General features: G+C 58.9%; 1 protein-coding gene. It reads right to left on the bottom strand.

What is annotated here, in order from left to right:
• Window positions 1-200: 200 nt before the first annotated feature.
• Window positions 201-1,181, bottom strand: a complete 981-nt coding sequence (locus FFY45_RS21555) for an IS5 family transposase (protein ID WP_176341989.1) — start codon at window positions 1,179-1,181, stop codon at window positions 201-203.
• Between the last annotated feature and the right edge of the window lie 225 nt (window positions 1,182-1,406).

A 1,406-nucleotide genomic window follows, 5' to 3' on the forward strand; every position in this document is an offset into this window, starting at 1 on the left:
GCCGCCGAGATAAAAATTCAAGCCAAGTTTTCCACATTCGGTACAGTCAAACGCTTCTTGCTCTAGCCCACAATTTGGGGCCTTAGGGAAGGTCTGAATAACGCGGCCTGAGAGCGCGGAATGTCGCGTCGTTGCGGAGAGTCGCGTTTGGATCTTCGGAGTTTGGCCATTTCTGGCGCTTTCCGTGGGAAATCCCCGGGTTACAGGCGCACGCTCCCCATGGCAGGCAGTAACTGCTTTCGCTTCATCCACAGATTGGAGAGCGCAAACAAGGTCAGCACGTGTGCGGTGTTCTTGGCCAGGCCGCGATAGCGGACCTTGGTGTAACCGAACTGGCGCTTGATCACCCGGAACGGATGCTCCACCTTCGCGCGCACGCTGGCCTTGAAGTGTTCCCAACGCTGTTCCCGAGCACGCTCGCGTTTGTTGCCGATGGCTTGCAGCGTCGAACGCTTGGCGGCAATGAAAAATGCAGCCTTGCAGGTCTGCAGTTCTTCGCGTTTGTCCGCACCGGTGTAGCCGCTGTCGCCGAACACGCTGTCTTCTTTGCCATGCAGTAATGCGTGCGTCACCGTGACGTCGGCGACATTGGCGGCTGTGCAATGGACGTGGTGCACCAGCCCGGAAAATTCATCCACGCCGATGTGCGCCTTCATCCCGAAATACCACTGATTGCCCTTCCTGGTCTGATGCATTTCAGGGTCGCGCGCGTGATCGGCGTTCTTGGTCGAACTGGGTGCAGCGATCAGCGTCGCATCGACGATCGTGCCCGACCGCAGGCTCTGCCCCTTGCGTGCCAGATGCGCGTTGACCGCTTCCAGCATCCGCGCGGCAAGGCCATGGGTCTCCAGCAGGCGCCGAAAGTTCAAAATCGTGGTCTCGTCCGGAACATTGTCCAAGCCACCGAGCTGGGCAAAGCGCCGCAAGGTCGGAATCTCGTGCAGCGCTTCTTCCATCGCCGGATCGCTCAACGCATACCACTGCTGCAGCAAATGAATCCGCAACATCGTCGCCAGTGCGTATGGCTGCCGACCTGGGCGTCCCGACACCGGATAGTGCGGTGCGATCAGACCGAGCAAGTGCTGCCACGGAACGACCTGCTCCATCTCGGCCAGGAAGATCTCCCGTCGGGTCTGCTTGCGCTTGCCCAGGCCTTCAGCGTCGCCGAACGTCAGTTGCATGGATTACTCCTCAACATGAGGCGGGTAGTGTCACGTATCTATGGTGCGTTGTTCAGAGGTTCCTTAGCTGGAAAGCTGCCACGTTCCTGAGGGTTCAGTCGATCTATGTAGACCGCCATCTCGCAGCAATCGATGCACCGAAGAAGAGCCACCGACATGGCGACCTCGAGGTAACTGAGGCAACACAAGCAGACAACCTCGTCAGTCGTCGCGGGCTCAAACGTA

The sequence above is a fragment of the Xanthomonas hortorum genome (assembly GCF_011305375.1).
Taxonomy (GTDB): domain Bacteria; phylum Pseudomonadota; class Gammaproteobacteria; order Xanthomonadales; family Xanthomonadaceae; genus Xanthomonas; species Xanthomonas hortorum_E.